Annotated in this window: 21 protein-coding genes and 1 pseudogene; 7 read left to right on the forward strand and 15 right to left on the reverse strand. The window is 72.5% G+C overall.

What is annotated here, in order from left to right:
- Positions 1–93: 93 nt before the first annotated feature.
- Together ACIQM4_RS10145 and ACIQM4_RS10150 are read right to left on the reverse strand one after the other, a co-directional pair.
- Positions 94–1,155 (reverse strand): aspartate-semialdehyde dehydrogenase, encoded by a 1,062-nt coding sequence (locus tag ACIQM4_RS10145; protein ID WP_401588712.1) that lies wholly within the window; start codon positions 1,153–1,155, stop codon positions 94–96.
- Entirely contained in the window at positions 1,152–2,423 is a 1,272-nt protein-coding gene (locus ACIQM4_RS10150) for an aspartate kinase (protein WP_401588715.1), read from the reverse strand. Before ACIQM4_RS10150 ends, ACIQM4_RS10145 begins: the two co-directional genes overlap by 4 nt.
- A 282-nt stretch (positions 2,424–2,705) precedes the next feature.
- Here ACIQM4_RS10150 and ACIQM4_RS10155 point away from each other — a divergent pair, with 282 nt between their 5' ends.
- Entirely contained in the window at positions 2,706–3,380 is a 675-nt protein-coding gene (locus ACIQM4_RS10155) for a hypothetical protein (RefSeq protein WP_401588718.1), read from the forward strand.
- Positions 3,381–3,487: 107 nt separating this feature from the next.
- Here the strand turns inward: ACIQM4_RS10155 and ACIQM4_RS10160 are convergent, their stop codons facing one another.
- From ACIQM4_RS10160 to ACIQM4_RS10170, 3 genes are all read right to left on the reverse strand, one after another.
- Positions 3,488–4,186 (reverse strand): DUF5063 domain-containing protein, encoded by a 699-nt coding sequence (locus tag ACIQM4_RS10160; RefSeq protein ID WP_401588720.1) that lies wholly within the window; start codon positions 4,184–4,186, stop codon positions 3,488–3,490.
- Entirely contained in the window at positions 4,179–4,778 is a 600-nt protein-coding gene (recR, locus tag ACIQM4_RS10165; RefSeq protein ID WP_401588722.1) for a recombination mediator RecR, read from the reverse strand. Before recR ends, ACIQM4_RS10160 begins: the two co-directional genes overlap by 8 nt.
- Before the next feature lie 78 nt (positions 4,779–4,856).
- The gene (locus ACIQM4_RS10170) at positions 4,857–5,192 is read right to left on the reverse strand and encodes a YbaB/EbfC family nucleoid-associated protein (protein ID WP_266664739.1); all 336 of its coding nucleotides are present in this window, start codon (positions 5,190–5,192) and stop codon (positions 4,857–4,859) included.
- Between the two features lie 329 nt (positions 5,193–5,521).
- Here ACIQM4_RS10170 and ACIQM4_RS10175 point away from each other — a divergent pair, with 329 nt between their 5' ends.
- Positions 5,522–6,331, forward strand: a complete 810-nt coding sequence (locus tag ACIQM4_RS10175) for an SLATT domain-containing protein (RefSeq protein WP_401588725.1) — start codon at positions 5,522–5,524, stop codon at positions 6,329–6,331.
- 82 nt (positions 6,332–6,413) lie between these two features.
- Here ACIQM4_RS10175 and ACIQM4_RS10180 read toward each other — a convergent pair whose 3' ends face one another.
- From ACIQM4_RS10180 to ACIQM4_RS10190, 3 genes are all read right to left on the reverse strand, one after another.
- Positions 6,414–7,061: a hypothetical protein gene (locus ACIQM4_RS10180; RefSeq protein ID WP_401588728.1), complete on the reverse strand. Its 648-nt coding sequence runs from the start codon at positions 7,059–7,061 to the stop codon at positions 6,414–6,416.
- Between the two features lie 257 nt (positions 7,062–7,318).
- On the reverse strand, positions 7,319–8,014 hold the full coding sequence (locus tag ACIQM4_RS10185) for a GntR family transcriptional regulator (RefSeq protein ID WP_401588730.1): 696 nt from the start codon (positions 8,012–8,014) through the stop codon (positions 7,319–7,321).
- A gap of 218 nt (positions 8,015–8,232) precedes the next feature.
- Entirely contained in the window at positions 8,233–9,594 is a 1,362-nt protein-coding gene (locus tag ACIQM4_RS10190) for an aspartate aminotransferase family protein (RefSeq protein WP_401588733.1), read from the reverse strand.
- Positions 9,595–9,947: 353 nt separating this feature from the next.
- On the opposite strand from ACIQM4_RS10190, the gene ACIQM4_RS10195 reads away from it, so the two are divergent.
- Together ACIQM4_RS10195 and ACIQM4_RS10200 are read left to right on the forward strand one after the other, a co-directional pair.
- Positions 9,948–12,071: a protein kinase gene (locus tag ACIQM4_RS10195; RefSeq protein WP_401588736.1), complete on the forward strand. Its 2,124-nt coding sequence runs from the start codon at positions 9,948–9,950 to the stop codon at positions 12,069–12,071.
- A gap of 85 nt (positions 12,072–12,156) precedes the next feature.
- Entirely contained in the window at positions 12,157–13,140 is a 984-nt protein-coding gene (locus ACIQM4_RS10200; RefSeq protein ID WP_401588739.1) for a BtrH N-terminal domain-containing protein, read from the forward strand.
- Positions 13,141–13,425: 285 nt separating this feature from the next.
- Here ACIQM4_RS10200 and ACIQM4_RS10205 read toward each other — a convergent pair whose 3' ends face one another.
- Both ACIQM4_RS10205 and ACIQM4_RS10210 read right to left on the reverse strand, forming a co-directional pair.
- Positions 13,426–14,793, reverse strand: coding sequence for a lipase family protein (locus ACIQM4_RS10205; RefSeq protein ID WP_401588742.1), 1,368 nt, complete (start codon positions 14,791–14,793; stop codon positions 13,426–13,428).
- Positions 14,794–15,157: 364 nt separating this feature from the next.
- Positions 15,158–16,441, reverse strand: a complete 1,284-nt coding sequence (locus tag ACIQM4_RS10210) for an adenylosuccinate synthase (protein ID WP_401588744.1) — start codon at positions 16,439–16,441, stop codon at positions 15,158–15,160.
- A 208-nt stretch (positions 16,442–16,649) separates the two neighbouring features.
- Between ACIQM4_RS10210 and ACIQM4_RS10215 the strand changes: the two genes are divergently transcribed.
- The gene (locus ACIQM4_RS10215; protein ID WP_401590100.1) at positions 16,650–17,438 is read left to right on the forward strand and encodes a diacylglycerol kinase; all 789 of its coding nucleotides are present in this window, start codon (positions 16,650–16,652) and stop codon (positions 17,436–17,438) included.
- Positions 17,439–17,530: 92 nt separating this feature from the next.
- Here the strand turns inward: ACIQM4_RS10215 and ACIQM4_RS10220 are convergent, their stop codons facing one another.
- Positions 17,531–17,959 carry a GbsR/MarR family transcriptional regulator gene (locus tag ACIQM4_RS10220; protein ID WP_401590103.1) on the reverse strand — a complete coding sequence of 143 codons (429 nt, stop codon included), beginning with the start codon at positions 17,957–17,959 and terminating at the stop codon, positions 17,531–17,533.
- 178 nt (positions 17,960–18,137) lie between these two features.
- On the opposite strand from ACIQM4_RS10220, the gene ACIQM4_RS10225 reads away from it, so the two are divergent.
- Positions 18,138–19,070, forward strand: a complete 933-nt coding sequence (locus ACIQM4_RS10225) for an ATP-binding cassette domain-containing protein (RefSeq protein ID WP_401588746.1) — start codon at positions 18,138–18,140, stop codon at positions 19,068–19,070.
- Positions 19,067–20,668, forward strand: coding sequence for an ABC transporter permease (locus tag ACIQM4_RS10230; RefSeq protein ID WP_401588749.1), 1,602 nt, complete (start codon positions 19,067–19,069; stop codon positions 20,666–20,668). Before ACIQM4_RS10225 ends, ACIQM4_RS10230 begins: the two co-directional genes overlap by 4 nt.
- A gap of 48 nt (positions 20,669–20,716) precedes the next feature.
- Here the strand turns inward: ACIQM4_RS10230 and ACIQM4_RS10235 are convergent, their stop codons facing one another.
- From ACIQM4_RS10235 to ACIQM4_RS10250, 4 genes and pseudogenes are all read right to left on the reverse strand, one after another.
- A complete protein-coding gene (locus tag ACIQM4_RS10235) occupies positions 20,717–21,217 on the reverse strand; it encodes a tetratricopeptide repeat protein (protein WP_401588752.1) in 501 nt (166 codons plus the stop codon).
- Between the two features lie 130 nt (positions 21,218–21,347).
- On the reverse strand, positions 21,348–22,055 hold the full coding sequence (locus ACIQM4_RS10240) for a response regulator (RefSeq protein ID WP_401588755.1): 708 nt from the start codon (positions 22,053–22,055) through the stop codon (positions 21,348–21,350).
- A gap of 380 nt (positions 22,056–22,435) precedes the next feature.
- Positions 22,436–23,734 (reverse strand): annotated as a pseudogene (locus tag ACIQM4_RS10245) (sensor histidine kinase); the annotation flags it as partial.
- Positions 23,735–23,894: 160 nt separating this feature from the next.
- Positions 23,895–24,770, reverse strand: a complete 876-nt coding sequence (locus tag ACIQM4_RS10250) for an alpha/beta hydrolase family protein (RefSeq protein ID WP_401588757.1) — start codon at positions 24,768–24,770, stop codon at positions 23,895–23,897.
- Between the last annotated feature and the right edge of the window lie 101 nt (positions 24,771–24,871).

Genomic DNA, 24,871 nt, shown 5'->3' on the forward strand with positions numbered 1-24,871 from the left:
CACGCCGCCGCCGTCCTGCCGCACGTCCGACCCATGTGGTTCAGACCCGTTACCCCTGCACAGGGCATTCACAGATCCTACAAACAGTACCGGTCAGTTCATCGCGAGTTCGGCAGCGACCAATTCGGCGATCTGCACCGTATTCAGGGCAGATCCCTTCCGCAGGTTGTCGCCGCAGACGAAGAGTTCCAGCGCCGCGGGATCATCCATGGAGCGGCGTACCCGGCCGACCCAGGTCGGGTCGGTGCCGACCACGTCGGCGGGGGTGGGGAAGTCGCCCGCAGCCGGATCGTCGAAGAGGACCACGCCGGGGGCGGTGGCGAGGATCTCCTCGGCCCTTTCGACCGTCACCTCGGACTCGAAGCGGGCGTGCACGGAAGCGGAGTGGACGCTGATGACGGGGACCCGTACACAGGTCGCGGTGACCCGCAGCTCGGGCAGGCCGAGGATCTTGCGGGACTCGTCCCTGATCTTCAGTTCCTCGGACGACCAGCCGTTGTCCCGCACCTCGCCCACCCACGGCACCACGTTGAGCGCGAGCGGCGCGGAGAACGGGCCGAGGTCGTCGCCGACGGCCCGCCGTACCCCGCCCGGGGTGGTGCCCGCGTCGCCCTCCGCGGCAAGCAGCGAGAGCTGGGCGCGCAGCGTGTCGATGCCGCGCTGTCCGGCGCCGCTGGCCGCCTGGTAGGAGGAGACGACGAGCTCGGTGAGGCCGAACTCGGCGTGCAGGGCGCCGAGCGCCACGATCATCGACAGGGTGGTGCAGTTCGGGGTCGCCACGATGCCGCGCGGGCGCAGCCTGGCGCAGTGCGCGTTGACCTCGGGGACGACCAGGGGCACGTCCTCGTCACCCCGGAAGGCCGCCGAGTTGTCCACCACGACGGCGCCCTTGGCCACGGCGACCGGCGCCCAGCGCGCGGCCACCTCGTCGGGCACGTCGAAAAGGGCGACGTCGACGCCTTCCAGCGCCTCCTCGCCCAGTGCCACGACCTCGACCTGCTCGCCGCGCACGGCCAGCGTGGAGCCGGCCGTGCGCGGGGAGGAGAGGAGTCGGATCTCGCCCCAGATGTCGGCGTGCTGCGACAGGATCTGGAGCATGACCCGGCCGACCGCCCCGGTCGCCCCGACGACCGCGAGCGTCGGCTTGTCGGTCACCTTCCGGTGCCTCCGTAGACCACGGCCTCGTCGGATTCCGTGTCGAGTCCGAAGGCCGTGTGCACGGCGCGGACGGCCTCGTTGACGTCGTCGGCGCGGGTGACGACCGAGATGCGGATCTCGGAGGTCGAGATCAGCTCGATGTTCACGCCCGCGTCGGACAGCGCCTCGAAGAAGCCGGCCGTCACGCCGGGGTTGGTCTTCATGCCGGCGCCGACCAGCGAGATCTTGCCGATCTGGTCGTCGTAGCGCAGCGAGTCGTAGCCGACGGCCGCGCGAGCCTTCTCCAGCGCGTCGGTGGCCTTGCGGCCCTCGGTCTTCGGCAGCGTGAAGGAGATGTCGGTCAGCCCGGTGGAGGCGGCCGACACGTTCTGCACGATCATGTCGATGTTGATCTCGGCGTCCGCGATGGCACGGAAGATCGCCGCGGCCTCGCCCGGCTTGTCCGGCACTCCGACGACCGTGACCTTGGCCTCGGAGACGTCGTGGGCGACTCCGGAGATGATGGCCTGCTCCACCTGCTGGTCTCCCTGCGGCTCGTTGCTGACCCACGTACCGCGCAGGCCCGAGAAGGACGAGCGTACGTGAATGGGGATGTTGTAACGGCGTGCGTACTCCACGCACCGGTGCAGCAGCACCTTGGAGCCGGACGCGGCCAGCTCCAGCATGTCCTCGAAGGAGATCCAGTCGATCTTCTTCGCCTTCTTCACCACACGCGGGTCGGCGGTGAACACGCCGTCCACGTCCGTGTAGATCTCGCAGACCTCGGCGTCGAGGGCGGCGGCCAGCGCGACGGCCGTCGTGTCCGAACCACCGCGACCGAGGGTCGTGATGTTCTTCCCCTCCTGGCTGACGCCCTGGAACCCGGCGACGATGGCGATGTTGCCCTCATCGATCGAGGTCCGGATGCGGCCCGGGGTGACGTCGATGATCCGCGCCTTGTTGTGGACCGAGTCGGTGATGACACCGGCCTGGCTGCCCGTGAAGGACTGGGCCTCGTGGCCCAGGTTTTTGATCGCCATGGCCAGCAGGGCCATGGAGATCCGCTCTCCCGCGGTCAGCAGCATGTCGAATTCGCGTCCGGCGGGGATCGGAGATACCTGTCCGGCGAGATCGATCAGCTCATCCGTGGTGTCGCCCATCGCGGACACCACGACAACGACCTGATGGCCGTTCTTCTTGGCATCCACGACTCGCTTGGCGACACGCTTGATGCCTTCGGCATCGGCGACGGAGGAGCCTCCGTACTTCTGCACGACAAGGCCCACGTGCGCTCCTCGTTAGTCCATTGCGGCAGTTCATTACTGCGCTCGAATCAGTTTAACGAGCGGGCCGGTCGCACCGGGCGGGTACCGCATCGTGAGACGTCTCGCTCACGACCTGGTCCGCCCCGCACGGTCCTGCCTGCTCGAACGGGATGCTGCCCCGGTCCCACGACCGTACGCGGAAGGTGTCCTGCCTCACACGGACCGCCAGGGGAACCGGGCACGGGGAGGGGCCGTCACAGCCCCGCCGCGGGAACTCCAATCCCGCCCGCCCCTGGAGGAACCATGCAAGGACGCACCTCGGCCTACGCCGCACTCGCCCTGCTCACTCTCTCCACGGCCTGCGGGAGCGACCCCGGCGGCCGGACGGACACCGTACGGCCGCGATCCGGCGATGTGCGGGCCTGCCCCACGGGCAACCCCGACCCGCGGGGCCTGCCGACCCGGGACGGGGACGGCTCCCCGATGAACACCCCCGAGGCACGCGCCCTGGCCGACGCCGTCGCCCCGCCCAAGAGGGGCACCGGGCAGAACGCCGCGTACTACGACATCTACAGCTCGATGACCGTCGACCGGCCGCCCGGCCGGGTCGCCCTGTGCGTCACCGACCCGGCACGCGGCCGGGACTGGGTGGCGGCCGCCGCGAAGGCGCATCCCGGGGTGGACTTCGCGCGGCTCGACCTCTACCGGGGGCGCTGGTCCGCGAAGGAGGTCCAGGCGGCCGGTGCACGCGTGCTGAGCCACGCCGGGCAGTACGGCTTCCCGATCCGCACGCTGTCCCAGGACGGGGCCACCGGCCTCACCGTGGGCACCACGCCGGCCGGGGCCGCCTCCCGTGACTTCCGCACCCGGCTGGCCGGGCACGCGGGCACGGTGGCCGTACGGGTCAGGGCGGTGGGCGAGATCCTGCCGGTCGAGGGCACCGCCGGAATGCCCCTGCCGAAGGTGCGGCCGCGCTGAGGGGCGCGGGAACCGGGCACGGGGAGGGGGCCCGCCGCTCGTTGCGGTGGGCCCCCTCGTTTCGTCTTCGCCTCGGGCGCTACTTCGTCCCGTCCTCGCCTCGGGCGTTACTTCGTCCTGATGCCCAGCGGGCCCGCGATCTCCTCCAGCATCACGCGGCCCGCCTCTTCCTCCAGGTCCTTCTCGCCCAGGTCCTCGTCGGTGTCCAGGCCGTCCAGCTCCTGGAGGGGCTGGTCGAGGCGGACGTGTGCGACGAGGGACTGCAGGGCGCGCAGGGTGGCCGAGGCCGTGGAGCCCCAGTTGGAGAAGTACGAGAACTGCCACCACCACAGGGCCTCGCTGGTGCGGCCGGCCCGGTAGTGGGCGAGGCCGTGCCGCAGGTCGGTGACCACGTCGGCGAGGTCGTCCGAGATACGGCAGGCGACGGGCGCCTTGCGCGGCTCGTACGGGTCGAAGACCTCGGAGTAGACGTCGATGGGCTCCAGCATCCGCGCGAACCTTATGCGCAGGTCGTCCACGTCCGGCTCGGGCCCGAGGTCGGGCTCGTACCGCTCGTCCGGGACGAAGTCCTCGTGCGCGCCGAGCCGGCCGCCCGCGAGGAGGAGCTGGGACACCTCCAGCAGGAGGAACGGCACGGCACTGTCCGGCTCGTCGCCCCTCGCCACCTCGGTGACGGCCAGGATGAAGCTCTCCACCTGGTCGGCGATCTGGACCGCGAACGAGTCAGGTTCCTGGTCGGGCCGCCGGTCCTGGCCGGTCCCGGGCGTGGCCGCGGGCGCGCCCGCGGTCTCGGTGACGTCAGACATCCAGCAATCGTCTCCCCTCGAAGGCACGCCCGAGCGTGACCTCGTCGGCGTACTCAAGGTCTCCCCCTACAGGGAGACCACTGGCCAGCCGAGTGACCTTCAAACCCATCGGCTTGATCATCCGTGCCAGGTACGTGGCCGTGGCCTCGCCCTCCAGATTCGGGTCCGTCGCCAGGATGAGCTCGGTGACGGTGCCGTCCGCGAGCCGGGCGAGCAGTTCCCTGATCCGCAGGTCGTCCGGGCCGACGCCCTCGATGGGGCTGATCGCGCCGCCCAGCACGTGGTAGCGCCCCCGGAACTCACGCGTCCGCTCGATCGCGACCACGTCCTTGGGCTCCTCCACGACACAGATGACGGTCGTGTCGCGGCGCGGGTCGCGGCAGATGTTGCACCGCTCCTCCTGCGCGACGTTCCCGCACACCGCGCAGAAGCGGACCTTGTCCTTCACTTCCAGCAGCGCGTGCGCGAGCCGGCGGACGTCCGTCGGCTCGGCCTGGAGGATGTGGAAGGCGATCCGCTGCGCGCTCTTGGGACCGACGCCGGGCAGCCTGCCCAACTCGTCGATGAGGTCCTGAACCACGCCTTCGTACAACGGATTGCCTTCCCTGTTCTTCTTCGTGCGTACGGTAGTTGCTGCGGGGCTCCCGGCAGAAGAGAGCTGCCGGATCCGCTAGAACGGCAGGCCCGGCATGCCGCCCAGGCCCTGGGTCAGCGGACCGAGCTTCTGCTGCTGGAGGGTCTGCGCGTTCTCGTTCGCGGCCTGGACCGCGGCGACGACGAGGTCGGCGAGGGTCTCCGTGTCGTCCGGGTCGACGGCCTTCGGGTCGATCACCAGGGCACGCAGCTCGCCGGAGCCGTTGACGGTGGCCTTGACCAGGCCGCCGCCCGCGGTGCCGTCGACCTCGGTCCTGGCGAGCTCCTCCTGCGCCTGGGCGAGGTCCTGCTGCATCTTCTGGGCCTGCTGGAGCAGCTGCTGCATGTTGGGCTGGCCACCACCGGGGATCACGGCATGTCTCCTAGTCGTCCTGGCGTCGGCGTCGTCCTGGGCATCCTCGGACTCATGACGCGCGCGCTCGTCATTCGGTCGGTCGTTCCGAGCCTACGTGGTCCTCCGACGGCCCGCCCCGCGCCGTACGAAGTGACTCTTTCGGGTGAGTGGGCGTGGCCTCCCCCTCCTGATCACGGCACCCGTACGGAGGGAAATACCGGGGCAACGGCCCCACGGCCCACCATTCGGCGGTAGGAAGGGCGAGCGCACCCGTACGGAGGAGTTTGCCGGTACGCCGCAGGAACGTTCCCAGCGCGGATCTTCAGAGCAGAGCAGAGGAGTGCCCGGTGAGTCAGCCGGAGATGCAGCCCGAGGGGCCGCCGGCCCGGCACGACGCCGGACCGGGGTCCTGTTCCGGTCATGAATCCGGTTCCGGTCACAGTTGCGGTGCCGGCGGCAGTGACGAGTGGGGCTGGGACACCGAGGACCTGGCCGGGCGGCCCTTCCCGCTCGGCGACTGGGGGGAGCCGGCGGAGCGGCTGGACGAGCTGTACCGGTGGGTGGAGGCGGGGGCGCTGCGCACGGCCCGCTGGTACCTGGCCGACCGCGGCTGGAAGCGGCGGGGCGCGCGGGGGCTGCGGATCGGGACGGCGGCGGGGGCCGTGACCGGTGCCGCGCTGCCGCTGCTCGACCTGACCGGGGCGGTGCCGGGTGGCGCGGGGTGGGGGTATCTGTCGCTGCTGGTGGGCGCGGCGTGCGTGGCCTGCGACCGGTACTTCGGGCTGACCTCGGGCTGGATGCGGGACATGGCGACCGCGCACGCGGTGCAGCGACGACTCACCGCACTCCAGTTCGACTGGGCGTCGGAGAGCGTACGGGAGATCCTCGGGCCGACGGACGGTACGGCGAGCGAGGCGGCGGAGCGGTGCCTGGGGGTGCTGCGGCGCTTCACCGAGGACATCACGGAGCTGGTCCGCGTGGAGACGACGGACTGGATGGGCGAGTTCCGCTCGGGTCCCGCGCCGCTGGTCATGCAGACGCTGGGCGCGGCACCGGCCAGGCCCGAGGGGATCTCGGGCCATCCGAGCCGGTTACCGCTGCCGCCGGGGACACGGCCGAACATGCCGCGCCAGAGGCCGCCGGAGGCGCCGAGGTAGGGAGCGGGACAAGGGGCTTCGGGGGGGAGGGCGGGGGGCGGTGCTGCGTGGGACCGCCCCCTGGCCGAGCGGCCCGGCGGAATCAGCTGAAGACGATCATGGAGCCTTGGGCGAGGCTTCGGGTGGCTGCCGCGTGCAGGCCGAGCCAGACATGGCGCTCGCGTGCGAACGGGGACGGGTCCAGGGGGCCGGGGGCCGGCTCCTCCAGCGTGGTGGGGCCGCTCGGCGGGAGCGGCGGCGCGGGCGGGTTCGCCGGGTCGATGCCGATCGCGGGCGCGACGTACTCCAACTCCCGCAGCAGTCCCTGCGCCGACCCCAACGGGCCGCCGCCCGCGAGGAGTTCGTCGGAGGTGAGCGGCGCAGAGAAGTCCACGGGGACGTACACCCCCGCGTGGTCGTAGTGCCAGACGAGGTGCGAGTGCAGTGCGGTCTCCTCGAACATCTCCAGCAACTGCTCGTAGTCACCGCCCAGTTCGTCGACCGGTGTCACCGCGAGGCCGCGCGCCATGAGCAGGTAGGCCCGGCGCAGGAAGTGCAGCGCGTCGTAGTCGAAACCCGCGACCGGGGCGACGTCGCCGGACAGTCCCGGCATGTACGGGAAGATCGGGACCGTCGGCAGACCGGCATCGGTGAGTGCCTTGTCGTAGGTCGCGATCTCTTCGGCGAAGGGGTTGTCGGGGCTCTGGCACAGTACGTCGACAAGGGGCACCAGCCACAGGTCACAGGCCAAGGGGGCTCCTCCACGGTCCGAAGCTTCCGGCCCCGTGGTCGGCGACCGGTCAGGGCAGCGTAATGCCATGTGTACGCGGCGCGAAGACCGCCGGTCAGAGCCCGCGTGCGGAAGTTGTCGCAGCCCGGCCGCGGGCCACCCCCGGGCCCGCACGCGGAAGCTGTTCGCAGCCCGGCCGCGGACCGCCTCCGGGGCCGCGCGCGGAAGCTGTGCGCAGCTCGGCCGCGGACCGCCTCGGGCCTCGCGCGGCAGCGGGGTCAGGACTCGCGAGGGGAAGTGGTCGCGGCGACGCGGTCGGCCCAGGCCAGGGCTGCCTCGTCGTGTGCGGCCAGCACCTCGTACACCGCCTCCTCGTCGCAGCGGGTGAGCGCCTCGACGACCTCCTCGTGCCGCTTCCACAGGCAGCCGGAGGCGCCCAGGTCGCGCTCGGCACGCAGGTGCGGCACGGAGAACACCCAGCAGCGGACGCGGAGCTGATGCAGGAAGGCCGCTATGTGCGGGTTGCCCGCCATCGCGGCGAGTTCCTGCCAGAACCGCAGGTCGTACCCGATGAGGACGTCCAGGTCCCCCGCCCGCGCCGCCCGTGTCGCCTCCTCGGCCCGGCGCCGCATCACCGCGAGCCGGTCGGGGGCCAGGTCGCTCGCGGCGACCGAGAGCCGGTGGTGGATGCCCTCGACCACGAGCCCGCGCGCCTCGACCATGCCGCGGAACTCGTCGAGCGAGTACTCCCTGACCTTGAATCCCTTGTGCTGGTCGGATTCGAGGAGGCCCTGGGCCGCGAGGTCCACGAGCGCCTCGCGCACGGGGGTCGCGGAGACCTCGTACTGCTCCGCGATCTGCCGGACCGTGAACTCCCGGCCCGGCTCCAGCCGCCCGGCGAGGACCTCGTCACGCAGTGCGTCGGTGAGCTGCTGCCGCAGGGTGCTGCGGTTCACCGTCCGGCCAGCGGGCATCGTGCTCCCCCTTCGTCCGCTCCGGACACCCTATGGGGCGCCCGGAGCGGGACAAGAAGGGGGTTACCCGGCGTATCGGCGGGAGGGACGGCCGAGGGGTGGCGGACCGTGTGCCCGACGGGGTGGCGGACCGTGTGCCCGCCGGACGGGAGGGCCGTGTGCCCGACGGGTGGCGACCGTGCGCACGCCGCTCGGCCCGGCCGTGTGCCCGCTCCCCGCTAGACCGTGTGTCCGTCCGCCACCGTCAGCGCCTCGTCGAGGGCCGCCAGGCCCTCCTTGGCCTCGGCCTCGGTGACGTTGCACGGCGGCACGACGTGCGTGCGGTTCATGTTGATGAAGGGCCACAGGCCGTTCTTCTTGCACGCGGCGCCGAAGGCCGCCATCGGGGCGGCGGCCGCACCGGTTGCGTTGTACGGGACCAGCGGCTCGCGGGTCTCGCGGCTCCTGACCAGCTCCAGCGCCCAGAACATGCCCGTGCCCCGCACCTCGCCGACGCTCGGGTGGCGCTCGGCGAGGCCGCGCAGGCCGGGGCCGATGACGGTGGCGCCGAGGTGCGCCGCGTTCTCGACGACCTGCTCCTCCTCCATCACCCGGATGGTGGCGACGGCCGCCGCGCAGGCAAGCGGGTGGCCCGAGTAGGTGAGGCCGCCCGGGAAGGCACGCTTGTCGAAGGTCTCGGCGATCCGCTGCGAGATGGCGACACCGCCGAGGGGTACGTAACCGCTGTTGACGCCCTTCGCGAAGGTCATCAGGTCCGGTACGACGTCGTGGTGCTCGGCGGCGAACCACTTGCCGGTCCGCCCGAAGCCCGCCATGACCTCGTCGAGCACGAAGACGATGTCGTACCGGTCGCAGAGCTCACGCACGCCCTTGAGGTATCCGGTGGGCGGCGTCATGATCCCGGCCGTGCCCGGCACGGTCTCCAGGACGATCGCGGCGACCGAGCCCGGCCCCTCGAAGGTGATGGTGTCCTCCAGGTGCTGGAGGGCGCGGGCGCACTCCTCCTCCTCGGTCGACGCGTGGAACGCGGACCGGTAGAGGAAGGGCGCCCAGAAGTGCACGGTGCCCGACGTGCCGTTGTCGGACGCCCAGCGCCGGGGGTCACCGGTGAGGTTGATCGCCGTGTTCGTACCCCCGTGGTACGAGCGGTAGGCGGCCAGCACCTTGTGGCGGCCGGTGTGCAGACGGGCCATCCGTACGGCGTTCTCGATCGCCTCGGCGCCGCCGTTGGTGAAGAAGATCTTGTCCAGGTCACCGGGGGTGTGCTCGGCGATCAGGCGGGCGGCCTCGGACCTGGCCTCCACGGCGAAGGCGGGCGCGAAGGTGGTCATCGTCGCGGCCTGCTCCTGGATCGCCGCGACGACCTTGGGGTGCTGGTAGCCGATGTTGGTGAAGACGAGGCCGCTGGTGAAGTCGAGGTAGCGGTTGCCCTCGTAGTCCCAGAAGTACGAGCCCTCCGCACCTGCGACGGCCAGGGGGTCGATCAGGCCCTGGGCGGACCAGGAGTGGAACACGTGGGCCCGGTCGGCGGCCTTGACGGCTGCGCCCTTGGCCGGGTCGGGGGTGAAGTGAGGGGTCATGGAGCCAGGGTAAGGACCCGCAGCTCGCAGGGGCCATGGCCACCTTGTACGGGATGCGCCACGGGGGTCGGCAGGGTGTCGAGAGGCGCCCGGCGAAACCCCCGGCGGCGGCTACCACCGGCGGCCCGCACAACCCCCGCGGCGGCTTCCACCGGCGGTCCGCGCAACCCCCCGCGACGGATTCCACCGGCGGCCGACGAAATCCCCCACGGCGTCTTCCACCACAGCACCCACAGTGACACCGCCCCGACGCGACAGTGACGGAACGGTGGCACGCACCGGACCCGATTGTCGTACGGCGGCACTATCCTCGGCCCATCGGCGGCACATCGGGGGAGGGTGGCGCAGCAATCATGGCCATGGAGAAACTGGGGCCCTCGGACCCCCGCCACATCGGCGACTACCGACTGCTGGCGCGCCTCGGCGCGGGCGGGATGGGCCAGGTCTTCCTGGCCCGCTCGGACCGCGGTCGCACCGTCGCGGTGAAACTCGTACGGCGGGAGCTCGCCGAGCAGGAGGAGTTCCGCTCGCGCTTCCGCCAGGAGGTGCAGGCGGCGCGCCGGGTCGGCGGGCACTGGACCGCGCCCGTCCTCGACGCGGACACGGAAGCCGAAGTCCCCTGGGTGGCCACAGGTTACGTCGCGGGGCCCACCCTCCAGCAGGTGGTCTCCGGCGGCCACGGCCCGCTCCCCGAACGCTCGGTGCTCGTCCTGGCGGCCGGTCTCACCCGCGCCCTCCAGGACATCCACGCCGCGGGCCTCATCCACCGGGACCTCAAGCCCTCCAACGTCCTGGTCACCATCGACGGCCCGCGGGTCATCGACTTCGGCATCGCGCGCGCCCTGGAGACGGTCACCGACAGCGGACTGACCCGCACCGGAGCGCTGGTCGGCTCGCCCGGCTTCATGGCCCCCGAGCAGATCCGCGGGGACCGGGTCACCACCGCCTGCGACGTCTTCTGCCTCGGTTCGGTCCTCTCGTACGCGGCCACCGGCCGCCTCCCCTTCGGTACGGCCCACAGCGGTGTGCACGCGTTGATGTTCCGCATCGCGCAGGAGCCGCCGGACCTCGCCGACGTACCGGAGTCCCTGCACGACCTGATCCGCGACTGTCTGCAGAAACCGCCCGCGGCGCGTCCCGCCCTCGACCGGGTCCTGGCCCGTACGGGCCCCGCCCCGGCGGCGGGCGAGCCGTGGCTGCCCGCGACACTGGTGGCCCAACTGGGCATCCACGCCGTGCAGTTGCTCGACCTGGAGAACCCGACGACGTCGCTTCCGGCGGGCGCGTTGCCCCCGGCGGAGCCTGCCGCGAACCCACCGGGCACACCCGAGGCGCAGGCCGGGGACCCTCCGGGCACATCCGAGGCGCAGGCGGCGGACCCACCGGGCGCACCCGAGTCGCGGGCCGGGGGCGCGGGCGCGCAGGAACCCGCCGGCCCACCGGCAGCCCCCGGCACACCCGGCGGCGGGGGCGGTGTGCACTCCATGCCCACCGTGGTCGTCGGCACCCCTCCCGCCGCCCCGGGCGGCCCTCCCGCACCCGGCGTCCCGCGGAGCCCCGGCACACCTCCGCCGCCCCAGTCGCCGGCGCAGTCGCCACTGCCCGCCCTGCCCCCCACCGCGTCCGGACCGTACGCATACCCGAACCAGCAGGCACAGCAGGGCGGTTACGGGTACCCGGGCCACCAGCAGGCCCAGCCCGGCGGATACGGATATCCGGACCAGCAGCAGCCGCAGCCCGGCGGAGGTTACGGATACCCGAACCAGCCGCCGCCGCAACCCGCCGCCGGTTACGGGTATCCGAACCAGCAACCGCAGTACGGGAGTTACGGCTACACCTACCCCGGTGGCGGCGTCCCCGGTTCCGGGCCGGGGTCCTCGCCCGAGCCCTCGCCCCGCAGCAACCGCGCCACCTTCGCACTGATCGCCGTCGCACTCGTCGTCGCGCTCGGCGCGGGTGGCTCGGTCTACGCGTTCATGCGCGGCGGCGACGACAGTCAGGTGACCGACGCGGGGGCCTCCGGCAGCCCGACGTCCCCGCGCAGCGCCGCCTCCTCCCCCGCCGAAGGGTCCGGCTCCCCCGGTTCCTCCTCCGCACCGGGCAGCAGCGGCGCCCCTGCCACCGCCGGAACGGTCCCCGGCGGCTTCCTCGGAACATGGCGGGGGACGGTGGCCGGGGACGCGGGCACGAGCACCCGCGGGCTCACGCTGCGGCAGGGCGAGACCGGGGACACCGTCATGTCGCTGACGGCCGACGGGCCGGCCGGGAGCGGGAGTTACCACTGTCTCTTCGAGGCCGAGCTGACCTCGGTGACCCCGCCGGACGGGCCGGTCCACCTGGGCCCCTCCAGGGTCGTCGTCGGTCCCACCCCGACGTGCACCCCGGGACGGGAGTCCGAGCTGGTGCTGCTGCCGGACGGACGGATGCGCCGTACGACGGCGGACAACAAATCGGTGACCTACACGAAGTCGGGCTGAGGACACACCACTGGCCACCGCCCCCACAACGGCGAGCGGGCAAGCGGGCAAGCGGGCAAGCGGGCAAACCGGGAGAATGGACCCCATGGCCATGGTGCAGGGCGCGGACGCCCGCGGGATGCAGCACTGCGAGACGACCGCCCTCGGCGTGCTGCTGCGGCACGAGGGGATCGACCTGTCCGAGCCGATGCTGTTCGGGCTCGGCTCGGGGCTCTCCTTCTTCTACTGGGACAGCAAGAGCATGGGCTTCCCCTTCCTGGGCGGCCGGGTCAAGCCGTTCGAGCTCACCAGGAACCTGGCCGCCACCCTGGGCCTCGGCCTCCTGGTCGAGGAGACCACCTCGCCGCGCAGGGCCTGGCAGCAGGTGGTGGCGCACCTCGACGCCGGGCGGCCCGTCGGCCTGCAGCTGGACAGCTACCACCTGGACCACTTCGACACCAAGGTGCACTTCGGCGGGCACGTCGTGGCGATGTACGGCTACGACGAGGAGAACGCGTACCTGGTGGACACCGCGCCGCAGGGCGGAGCCGTCACCACCTCCCTCACCGGCCTGGCCAGGGCCAGGGCCGAGCGCGGCCCCATGACGGCCAGGCACCGGTCGTTCACCCTCACGGCGCCCGGCCGCCCGGTGCCCCCGCAGGACCGGATCGTCCCCGCGATCCGCGCCTGCGCCGAAGCCTTCCTGAACCCGCCCATCGCGAACCTCGGCCACCGGGGCATCGCGAAGGCAGCCGAGCAGGTGCCGAAGTGGCTGCGGCGCAGCGGGAATCCGCGGGAGGACCTGCCGCGGGCCGCACTCCTCATGGAACGGGCGGGGACCGGCGGCGCACTGTTCCGCAACCTCTACCGGGACTTCCTCACCGAGTGCGCACAGCTCGTCGACAGCGATCGTCTGCGCACCGGCCTCGGCCTGTACACCGAGGCCGCCGCCCACTGGACACGGGTGGCCGAACTCGTCGCGGCAGCCGGTGAATCGGGCGATCCGGACGACCTCGCTCAGGCTGCCGCCCTCCTCCAGGAGCTCTCGCGGGTCGAGTACGACGCGATGCGCTCGCTCAGCCTGATCTGACGACCCCGGGGATGAACGTCCGGCGAACACTGGGCGCTGCACCGCCCGGCGTGCCCCACCGCCTCGTACCGTGACCGGTCCCGCGGCACCCTTCCGCGGGCTCGGGGGAAACGGGGAGGGGTGAACGGAGCCGGCGGCGGCCGGTCGCGTGCCCGGGAGCGTGGAGGCGGCCGGTCGCGCGCCCGGGGCCGTGGAGGCGGTCGCCCCGTCTGCCCGGGGCCGTGGAGGCGGCCGGTCGCGCGCCCGGGGCCGTGGGGCTGAGGCAGCCCCGGGCGCGCCGCCCCGCTACCCCGCCGCCGGAACCTCCGGCTCCAGCGAGTTGCCCGCCGGGATCCGCCCGCAGTCCGACGGTGCCTTCTTGCCGGCGAACCGGTCGTTCAGCCAGCCCAGCGCGGTGGGCGCCCACGGCACGGCCGCCCCGACGTGGCTCAGCAGCTCGAACTGGTCGTACTTGATCGCCGCGTTGCCCTTGTCGCAGTACTGCCGCGCCAGCCCGCGCACGTCGCCCGCGACCATCACCCCGTCGCCCCTGCCGATGCCCGGCAGGTTGCTGAGGGTCCCCTCGAAGACGCCTCCGTTGCCCTGGGCGATGTAGCCGGGGATCTGCGGGGTGGCGGCCGAGCCGAGGTTGAGCTTGTTCACGGCCTCCAGGAAGGGGGCCACCGAGTTCGGGTTCTCGTACTGCGGTTTCACCAGCTTCTTCCAGGTCAGCCCCGGGTACTGGCCCAGCGCGTTGATGATCGACGCCTTCTCCAGCTTCTTGAAGACCTGGAGGCCGTAGCTGTTCAGGTAGGGCGTGAAGTCGATGTCGTACGCGCGGGCCGCCCCGATGACGGCCATGGGGGCGACGCCCGCCCAGATCGAACTGCCGCCGATGTACTTGAGGTTGTGCGCCGGGTTCACCAGCAGCCCGCCCTCGGCGTAGCCCACCAGTCTCCTGTTGACGTCCGGCGCGTAGCTCGGTGCGAGGGCGGCGGCCCAGTGGGTGGCGATGGCCCCGCCGGAGTAACCGGCCATGCCGAACCGGGTGGTGGGGTTCAGACCGGTCTCCGGGGAGCGGCTCGCGGCCCGGATCGAGTCCAGGGTGTTCGTCCCGTACTCGGGTCCCGCCGCGAAGTTGGCGGTCTGCCCCTCGGTGTCGGGGATGACCACGTTGTAGCCCGCCAGCAGCAGCGGAACCATGAGGAGCGACTCGCCGTTGGCGATCAGGCCGCCGAGGGAGACATCGCCCGCGATCGCCCGGGAGGGCCCGTGCTCGGGGTCGAGGGAGTCGTAGAACGACTGGTACGACACCGCCTTGCTGCCGTCACCGCTGGGGCTGCGCACGATCGAGGTCACCCCGGCGGACGGCCGGCCCTTGGCGTCGACCGTGCGGAACAGCAGCTGGGTGGCCTTGACCGGCGTGCCGATGCCGAGGACGTGGTAGTTCATCGTCCGCGTCTTCAGCACGTCGCCGGGCGCGTACGAGGCGAGGGGCTTGCTGCCGTCGTAGGTGTAGAAGGTGTCCTTCGCGGCGGCAGCTGCTGCTGCGGAGGACGCCTGCGGAGCGAGGGTGCTGGGGGCGGCCGACGCGGTGGTGGCCAACGGGACGGCGGTGACGGCCAGAGCGGTGAAGACGGCGGTGGCCAGCTTGCCCGGTGCGATGCGGTGCATGGTTCCCTCGGATTCGTCTCATGGAACACGGGGATGGCGTGGGGGTGTTACCTCGCGGTAACAGCGCCGCAAGTTACCAAGGGGTACGCCTGTTGACCAGGGTTCTCACAAGCCCGGGAGGGAAGTTCTCGCACGGCCGGGAGGGGCGGGGGAACCAGATCTCCGCCCAAACCGTGCGCGAAGCCGCACGCGGACAGCGCGCTCGGGCATGGCGGGGGGGGGTGCCCGGAGCACCGCACGCGGGCATGGCGAAGGGGGCGCCGGGACCACCCTCACGCGGGCATGGCGAAGGGGGCGCCCGGACCACCGTCCGGACGCCCCCTTTCCGTTGCTGCCGGCTCCCGCGCGCGGGGGCCGCTCTCCCTCAGATGAAGGAGTTGATCTCGATCGTCTCGGTGCGGCCGGGGCCGACGCCGATGGCGGAGATCGGTGCGCCCGACATCTCCTCCAGGGCCTTCACGTACGCCTGCGCGTTCTTCGGCAGGTCGGCGAAGGTCTTGGCCTTGGTGATGTCCTCGGACCAGCCGGGGAGGTTCTCGTAGATCGGCTTCGCGTGGTGGAAGTCGGTCTGCGAGTACGGAAGCTCCTCGACGCGCTTGCCGTCGATCTCGTACGCGACGCAGACGGGGATCTCCTCCCAGCCGGTCAGCACGTCGAGCTTGGTGAGGAAGAAGTCCGTCAGGCCGTTGACGCGCGTGGCGTAGCGGGCGATCGGGGCGTCGAACCAGCCGCAGCGGCGGTCACGGCCGGTGGTGACACCGCGCTCGCCACCGATGCGGCGCAGCGCCTCGCCGTCCTCGTCGTGGAGTTCGGTCGGGAACGGGCCCGCGCCGACCCGCGTCGTGTACGCCTTGAGGATGCCGATGACCCGGCTGATCTTCGTCGGCCCCACGCCCGCACCCGTGCAGGCGCCGCCCGCGGTCGGGTTCGAGGAGGTGACGAAGGGGTACGTGCCGTGGTCGACGTCGAGCAGCGTGCCCTGGCCGCCCTCGAAGAGGACCACCTTGTCGTCGTCCAGCGCCTTGTTGAGGATCAGGGTGGTGTCGGCGACGAAGGGCTTGATCTGCTCCGCGTACTGGAGCATCTCCTCGACGATCTTCCCGGCCTCGATGGCGCGGCGGTTGTAGAGCTTCGTGAGCAGCTGGTTCTTGGTCTCCAGCGCCGCTTCGACCTTCTGGGTGAGGATCGACTCGTCGTAGAGGTCCTGGACGCGGATACCGGTCCGGTTGATCTTGTCCGCGTACGTCGGGCCGATGCCACGGCCGGTCGTACCGATCTTCCGCTTGCCGAGGAACCGTTCCGTCACCTTGTCGACCGTGACGTTGTACGGCGTGATCAGGTGGGCGTTGCCGCTGATCAGAAGCTTGGACGTGTCGACACCGCGGTCGTTCAGCCCACTCAGCTCGGAGAGCAGGACGGCGGGATCGACGACGACACCGTTTCCGATGACCGGCGTGCACCCAGGAGAGAGGATTCCGGAAGGGAGAAGATGCAGCGCGTACTTCTGGTCGCCTACGACAACCGTGTGGCCGGCGTTGTTGCCGCCTTGGTAGCGCACCACGTAATCGACGGATCCACCGAGCAGGTCGGTGGCCTTTCCCTTGCCTTCGTCACCCCACTGAGCACCGAGCAGCACAAGTGCGGGCACAGGCGTACACCCCTTCCGGGCGGGGCATGTCCAAGGTCAGGGGCGTACGCGATGACGTGCGTCGACGACAGTGTCGACATGCATCGCGTGCCTTGACCGCTGAACCGCTGCCCCGGAATAGACCAAGCCCCTGGCGCAATAGCGCAAGGGGCTCTTGCACAAAGATGCTACCCGAGGAAGGACCGAGGTGTCGGCTCCCGACCAGCTCATGGTGGTCATCGACCCGGTCGCCCGGCGGACGGACGGCGAGTCCGTCCGTATCGCGAAGGATGTGCTGTGCGCCGGGGCGCGCGCCAAAATTTGTCTTCCCGAGACCTCCGAGGAGTTCGCGCGGGCACTCGCCCGCAGGGGGCGCCGGCGGCCGGTGGTGATCGGCGACGACCGTGCGCTGTTGCGCACGGTGGGCCTGCTGCACCGCGAGAGAGAGCTGACGGGCGGCGCCCCGGTGGGCGTGGTGCCGGTGGGCCAGGCCGTCTCGCTGATCCGTTCCCTCGGTGTGCCGACGGGCACGGTCGCGGCGGCGCGGGCCGTCCTGGAGGGTGCGGTCCGGCGGCTGGACCTGCTGGTCGACGACAGCGACGGGGTGGTGCTCGGCGGGCTGCGGGTGCCGGGCGCGATCACCGCGACGCCGCCGCCGGCCTGGGCGGCGTGGCCGCCGTGGACCGCCTGCCGTTCGTTCGTACGGACCCTGGTGCGGCCCGCGCCCCCGCGGCTGCGCACCTACCGGCTGCGGGTGGAGGCGGACGGGGTGCTGCTGAGCGACCTGGACGAGCCGGTGCAGGGCGTGTCGGTACGGGCGCGTGGCGGCCGGGCCGAGGTGGTGGTCAGCGGCTCCGCCGACCGCACCGCCGCCCCGGCCACGGTGCGGGCCCTCTCGGTCACCGTCTCGGGCCCCGACTTCCGCTACCGGGCCGACGAGGTGGTGGGCGGCCCGGTGCGGACCCGGACGTGGACGGTACGGGAGGGGGCCTGGGGGCTGGTGGTACCGGCGGGGTAGGCGAGGCGGCGCGCGGTGAGCCGTGGCCGGCGCGGGGTGGGTGTCCTGCGGCCGGCGCGGGTGTCCCGTGGCCGGCGCGACTGCGCGGGTGGTCAGCGGCGGTCCTGGTCGAGTTCCGCCCGGTGCTCGCGCCAGCGCTGCATCATCAGCGGGATCTGCTGCTGGACGAAGGCGAAGAAGTCCGCCGACTCCGCGATCCGCCGGCCTGCCGGGCTGTCCTGGCCGAGCAGTTCGGCGCCCTCCAGCAGGACCGCCTCCCAGCGCACCAGTACCGCGTCCCGGCGGCCGAACGCCTCGTACCAGAGCTCGTCGTGCAGCAGGTAGCGGTCCCGGCGGGTGCCCGGTTCGCGTTCGCGGCGGACCATGTGGACGTGGGAGAGGTAGCGGACGGCGCCCGAAACGGCGGCCGGGCTGATCCGCAGCTGTTCGGAGAGCTCGGTGGAGGTCATCGAGCCGCTGTCCGAGGCCAGCAGGGCGGCGAACACCCGGGAGGCCATGCGCTGCATGCCCGCGTCCGTCATCTCGCCGGCGAAGCGCTCGACGAAGCGCGACACGGCGCCCTCGGGGCGGTCCGCCGTCGCGGGTCCGGTGCTGTCGTCGCTGGTCACTGCCACATCGTCTCCCCTGCTCGGCCTTCCGCCAGAGTTTATACGCTTCCTTAACTTCACAACTTTGTGAACTGCGCGTACGTTCAGAAGCATGACCACCGCGATCAGCGTGGCCGGACTGCACAAGTCGTTCGGCCGCACGCATGCACTGGACGGCCTGGACCTCGATGTCCGGGCGGGCGAGGTCCACGGCTTCCTCGGTCCGAACGGGTCGGGCAAGTCCACCACCATCCGGGTCCTGCTCGGCCTGCTGCGCGCCGATGCGGGCGCGGTGCGGCTGCTCGGCGGCGACCCGTGGCACGACGCGGTCACCCTGCACCGCCGGATCGCGTACGTCCCCGGCGACGTGACCCTGTGGCGCAACCTCTCCGGCGGCGAGGTCATCGACCTGTACGGGAGGCTGCGCGGCGGCCTGGACCCGGCGCGGCGGGCCGAGCTCGTCGCACGCTTCGAGCTGGATCCGACCAAGAAGGGGCGTACGTACTCCAAGGGCAACCGGCAGAAGGTGGCCCTGGTGGCGGCGTTCGCGGCGCGGGACGTGGACCTGCTGATCCTCGACGAGCCGACCAGCGGACTCGACCCCCTGATGGAGTCGGTGTTCCAGCGGTGCGTGCAGGAGGCCAGGCAGGACGGGCGGACCGTGCTGCTGTCGTCGCACCTCCTCAGCGAGGTCGAGGCCCTGTGCGACCGGGTCAGCATCATCCGGCAGGGGCGGACGGTGGAGACGGGTTCCCTCGCGGAGCTGCGCCACCTCACCCGTACGTCGATCACCGCCGAGCTGGCGTCCGCGCCGAACGGGGTGTCCGCGCTGCCCGGCGTGCACGACGTCGACGTGCAGGGCAACCGGGTCCGGCTGCAGGTCGACACCGACAAGCTGGACGCGGTACTGGGCTCGCTCACCGCGTCGGGGGTGCGGTCGCTGACCAGCACGCCACCGACGCTGGAGGAGCTGTTCCTGCGGCACTACGGCGAGCACGGCGCCGACGCGGACGGCGCGGGCCACGAGGAGGTGGCGGCGCGATGAGCGCGCCGGCCGTTGCCCTCGCGGGCGCCCGCCAACTGACCGGTACGGGCGCGCTGTTGCGGCTCGCGCTGCGCCGGGACCGGGTACTGATGCCGGTGTGGGTCCTGGCGCTCGGGCTGACCATGAGCAGCGGCGTCGGCACCGTCGAGTCGCTGTACGGGACGGCAGCCGAGCGCACCGGGGTGGCCGGGTCCATGGCGGCGAACGGCTCGCTGCGCGCACTGTACGGACCGGTCTTCGAACCCTCGGTGGGCGGCCTGGTGGCCTGGCGGCTCGGCGGGTTCGTGGCGCTGATGGCGGGCGCGATGAGCCTGGTCGTCGTCGTACGGCACACCAGGGAGGAGGAGGAAACCGGGCGGCAGGAGATGCTGTCGGCCGCCGTCGTCGGCCGCCGGGCCGCCCTGGCGGCGGCGCTCCTCGCCGCGCTGGTCGCCAACGCGGCGCTGGTGGTGCTCGTCGCCGGCGCTCTCGCCCGGTCCACCGGGGAGACGGGCGGGGCGCTCGCGCTGGGTCTCGCGATCGGCGCGACGGGCATGTTCTTCGCCGGGGTGGCGGCGGTGACCGCGCAGCTCAGCGAGAGCGCACGGCTGGCGAAGGGCCTCGCGGCGGCGGCCCTGGGCGCCGCCTTCATCCTGCGCGCGGCGGGCGACGCGGCGACCGCCGACGCCTCGTCGGTGCTGAACTGGCTCTCGCCGCTCGGCTGGACGGAGAACGTCAGGCCGTACGGCGACGAGCGGTGGTGGGTGCTCGGGCTGCTCGTGGCGGGCGCGGTCGCGCTGGCCGCGGGCGCCCAGGTGCTGGCCGGCCGCCGGGACGTCGGCATGAGCTTCCTGCCCGCCCGGCCCGGCCCGGCCGCCGGACGGCTGTCGTCGGCCCACGCTCTCGCCCTGCGCCTCCAGCGCGGCAGCCTGGCGGCCTGGCTGACCGGATTCCTGCTCTGCGGGCTGCTGTTCGGCGGGATGACGGACGCGGTGACGGACCTCGTCGGCGCCAACGAACGGACCGCCGAGATCTTCCGGCGCCTGGGCGGCGAGCAGGAGATGAGCGAGGCGTTCCTGGCCGCGATGGCCGGGATGCTGGGGATGGTCGCCGCGCTGTACGTGGTGGGCTCGGTGCTGCGGCTGCACGGCGAGGAGACCTCCCAGCGGGCCGAACCGGTGCTGGCGGGGGCGGTGGGGCGGATCGGGTGGGCGGCCGGACACCTGGTCGTCGCGTTCGGCGGCGCGGTGGCGGTGCTGCTCGCGGGCGGCCTGGGGCTGGCCGCCGGACGCGGGCAGGACCTCGGCGCGGTGCTCGGTGCGTGCCTGGTGCAGGTGCCGGCGGTGTGGGTGCTGGGCGGGCTCGCGGTACTGCTCCACGGCTTCGCACCGCAACTCGCGCCGGCCGCCTGGGGAGTGACCGGGCTGTGCCTGGCGGTGGGCTGGATCGGCCCGGTGCTGAACCTGCCGTCCGCGCTGATGAACCTGTCGCCGTTCGGCCATCTGCCGAAGCTGCCGGGCGGGGAGATGTCCTGGACACCGGTACTGGTGCTGACCGCACTGACGGCATGCCTGGTCGCGGCGGGCCTGACGGGGCTACGGAGGAGGGACCTGGGGTAGCGGGGCGGAGGGGGGCCGCTCGGCCGACCGGACGGGCACGGTGCCCCGCTACTCGGTTTCGTCGAGGTCCTTCGCGTAGTACCCGATCGCCGCCCGGTACTGCCGCACCCCCGCGTCCTCGCTGGTCTCCGCGAGCAGGTGGAGCAGCAGTTGCATGCCCTCGTGGGCCTGGCCGACGTTGTAGAGGGCCATCGCCAGGAAGGTCCGCAGTGCGCCGTCGGCCGGGAACTCGTCCCTGCCGGTGCGCAGGGTCCGCACCGCCTCCTCGTACCGGCCGAGGACCCGGTACGTGCTGCCGAGGCCGAGGAGCGCGCCGCGCCTGTCGGTGGCGGACAGCTCCCCCGCCAGCGCCTTCTCGTAGAACGGCACCGCCTGTGCCTCCAGGCCGAGCCGGTCGTGCGCCCACGCGCTCTGGTAGGCGATCTCCGCGTCCTCGGGGAAGCGCTCCCCCAGCGCCAGCAACCGCTGCCTGGCCTCCTCGGTGCGGTCGGCGACGCGCAGGGCGACTGCTTCGGCGAGGAGGGACGCGCGGTCCTGGTGGGCGGTCATGCGGGCCATGGTCGCAGGGGGCGGGCCGAGCATCCCGATACCGGCCGAACTCCCGGCCGGCTGACTTAACACCGTTTACAGGAGTCGGGCGCGAACAAGGTCGGTTCACATGTCCGGGTGGTCCGCTCGGCTACCCCGGCCGCACCAGCCTCGCCTCGTACGCGAAGACCGCCGCCTGGGTCCTGTCGCGCAGGCCCAGTTTCACCAGGACCCGGCTGACATGGGTCTTGATCGTGGACTCGGCGACGACCAGACGGGCGGCGATCTCCCCGTTGGAGAGGCCGTGCGCGATGAGTACGAGTACCTCGGTCTCGCGGTCGGTGAGGTCGCCGATCTGGGCCACACCGGCCGGCTGCCTGCCGACCGGTTCGGTGAGCTTGGAGAACTCGGCGATCAGCCGCTTGGTGACGGCGGGGGCCAGCAGCGCGTCGCCGCCCGCCACCACCCGGACCCCGTCGGCCAGTTGGCGGGCGGAGGCGTCCTTGAGGAGGAAACCGGACGCCCCGGCGCGCAGGGCCTGGTAGACGTACTCGTCGAGGTCGAAGGTGGTCAGCACGAGCACCTTGGAGTCCGGGTGCCCGGCGACGATCGCGCGGGTGGCCTCGATGCCGTTCAGCTCGGGCATCCGGATGTCCATCAGGACGACGTCCGGGCGCAGGGCGGCGACCTGCGCGATCGCCTGGCGCCCGTCGACCGCCTCGCCGACGACCTCGATGCCGGGCATCGCGTTCAGGAGCACCGAGAAGCCCTCGCGGACCATCATCTGGTCGTCGACGATCAGGACCCGGATGTCGGCGGAGGCGGGCCGGGGGTCGAGGGGCACTGCCGCGGCCGTCACGCGGAGGCCTCCCGGCCGCGCGGCACGGAGATCCCGCGGGCGGAGCCGGGCGGTGCTGCGTCTGCCTGTACGGAGCCGGACGGCACGGAGCTGTGCGATGCGGAGCCGTGCGATGCGGAGCCGTGCGATGCGGAGCCGGGCGATGCGGAGCCGTGCGGCATGGCGGCGGCCGGTACGGAGCCGGACGGTACGGCGTCCTCGACGGACGTCGCTTGGCCCGGGACCGCCTGACCACCGGCGGCCATGTGGCCCGAGGTCGTGCCGTCCGCGCCCGTGCCGCCCGGGACCGCGTCGGCCATGACCGTGGGGTCCGGGGCGGGCTGTCCGGGGATCGCGTCACTCACCATCGGCCCCGGGGCGCTCTCGCGCGCGGTCGCCGGTGATTCCGGGGCGGGCGCCGTCGCCACCGGTACGAACACCGTCACCTCGAAGCCCCCTTCCGTCGTCGGCTCCGCCGTCATCTCGCCGTCCAGCATGGCGACCCGCTCCCTCATGCCGGTCACGCCGTGTCCCGCGCCGGGCGACGGCGGGGCGTCGGCCGTGCCCGGACCGTTCACCACGCGCAGTCCGAGTCCGCCGATCACGTAACTCACCTCGACCCGCGCGGAGGCCCCCGGCGCGTGCCGCAGCACGTTGCTCAGTGCCTCCTGCACGATCCGGTACGCGGACAGCTCGACCCCCTGCGGGAGCTCACGGACCGCGCCCGTGGTGACCTGCTCGACGTCCAGGCCGGTGTCCCGGACGTTGGCCAGCAGCCCGGCCAGGTCGGCGAGCCTGGGCTGCGGGGCGTCCGGCGCCTCGTGGTCCGACGCCCGTACGACGCCCAGGACGCGCCGGAGTTCGGTCAGCGCGGCCACCGCGTTCTCCCGGATCGTGGCGAAGGCCTGTTCCAGCTCGGGCGGCGGGTCCTGCACCCGGTAGGGGGCCGCCTCGGCCTGGATGGCGACGACCGACATGTGGTGCGCCACCACGTCGTGCAGCTCGCGCGCGATGGTGGTGCGCTCCTCCAGGAGCGTGCGGCGGTCCCGTTCGACCGCGGTGACGGACTTCTGCGCGACGATCTCGCGCTGGCCGGCCCGGCGGACCTGGACGAAGCAGACGAACAGCAGCAGGAAGGCGGCGCCGACCAGGAAGGGCCCGCCGTTGCCGGTGCTGCGGGCCGCGGGCAGCACCTCCGCCAGCAGGAAGTACCCGGCGGACAGCGACCACATCCAGACGGCGGTACGCGGCCTGGTCCTGGCCGCCACCACGACGAGCACGGCGAGGTGCGCGACGACCATGCCGGGCGGCAGCGGCCAGTCGTCGTCGAACCCGCCGAGGCCGCCCGTGACCGGGATCATCAGCAGCGAGAACCACCAGGCGCCGACCGGCCTGACCAGGGTGAGGAGCACGGGAGCCGCGGTGAGCAGGCCCATCACCAAGCCCTGGACCTCCCCGCCCGCCGAGTCCAGCGCGACGTAGCCCGCGATCAGTGCGAACCCCGCGACGACGGCGTGCACGGCCCACGCCGCACGGGGCCTGATCCGGGCGGGCAGCCGGCTCAGCGGCGGACTCCCCTGCCGCAGGGGCGGCAGCAGGCGGTACGCGAACGGGTCGCGCAGCAGGTCCTCGCGCAGCCCGCCCAGCGCATGCGCCGCCAGGCGGAATTCAGGGCTTCGACTACCGGTCGTCTTGGTCACGCATCCCAAGGTAGGCGGGCGGGCGCGGCAGGTCGTCCGCCCGCACGGCGACCTTTGCCGTCCGTCGCTGGTACTACCCGCACCCCTACTCCCGGCGGAACCGTGCTCCCGGAGGAACCGCCGGGAAGTCCGTGCGCTCCCGGAAGGGGAGGCCCCCTCCCTAATACGCGAGCTGTGCGATCTCCTCCGCCACCACCGCGCACGCGTCCGCCGCCGGGTCGATCAGCGGGAAGTGCCCGACGTCCTCCAGGAGCGTCAGCCCGACGACCTCGCCGGCCCCGGCCGCCGCGTCCGCGTACGCCTCCGCCACCTCGTGCGGGACCGTCGTGTCGGTGCGGCCCTGCACGACGGCGGTGGCGATCCCGGTGGGCAGCAGCGCGGCCGGGTCCGCGTACGGCTGCCGCTCCTCGTACCGCGCCGGGCCGCCCAGGAGTTGGGTGACCGCGCCGCCGCACACGTCCAGTCGTACCGCCGTCGCGAAGTCCGCGACCGGGGCGAGCGCGACCACTCCGCGCAGCTGCGGCGGGGCGTCGAGGCGCCAGCGCGAGCCCTCGGGGAGGACGTGCCTGGCCGCCGCCCAGAGCGCGAGGTGCCCGCCCGCCGAGTGCCCGGTCAGTACGGTGCGCCGGACGTCGGCCTCGGGGAGCGCCTCCTTCACCAGGTGGGGCAGCGCGTCGAGGGCCGCCGCCACGTCGTCGAAGGTCTCCGGCCAGCGGCCGGCCGACGGACCGTCCGCGTTCTGCCGCGGGAGCGAACTGCCGCGCCGGTACTCGACGTTGGCGACCGCGAAGCCGCGCCGGGCGAGGAAGTCGGCGAACGGGGTGATGTGCTGCCTGTCGTACTGCGCCCGCCACGCCCCGCCGTGCAGGACCACGACCAGCGGCGCGGCCCCGCCGCTCCCGGACTCCCGCCGAGGGGCGTAGAAGTCGACGACCTGGTCGGGGTGATCGCCGTACGCGGCGCAGGCGTCCGGTGCGACGGCCGGGTGCTCGGGCGGCTCGTCCGGCAACGGCGCACGGCTCGGCATGCTCGGCATACGACTTCAACCTCCGGGCACTGGCGGGACGTTCACACGCCCGTACGGATCACCGGTGGCCCGCCGGTGGCTCACCCGCGGACCACTTGTCGGATCACATG

Origin of the sequence: Streptomyces sp. NPDC091272 (genome assembly GCF_044757485.1) — a bacterium.
Lineage (GTDB): Bacteria > Actinomycetota > Actinomycetes > Streptomycetales > Streptomycetaceae > Streptomyces.